Raw genomic sequence first — 280 nt, forward strand, 5'->3', positions numbered from 1 at the left:
CTCAGTATCGATGGGTTTAAAATCCCAGGAATACCCATCACGGCAAGAATATTAAACACATTCGAGCCGATGATATTGCCGACGGCCATATCATCTTCACCTTTTAATACTCCAGCCAGCGAGGCGGCGAGTTCTGGTAAGCTGGTTCCGACGGCAATAATCGTCAGTCCGATAACCAAATCACTCATACCAAAATACTTGGCAATGATCACTGAGTTATCAACAAGCATGCTGGCCGCAAAAGGCAGTAGTATTAGACCAATAACGACCCAGATGATGG

At 45.7% G+C, this 280-nt stretch carries 1 pseudogene; it reads right to left on the bottom strand.

Annotated elements, in window-relative coordinates:
• Window positions 1-280, bottom strand: a pseudogene (locus V0R37_RS21970) (calcium/sodium antiporter); the annotation flags it as partial.

The sequence above is a fragment of the Pollutimonas rozaliensis genome, assembly GCF_048751585.1.
GTDB lineage: Bacteria > Pseudomonadota > Gammaproteobacteria > Burkholderiales > Burkholderiaceae_B.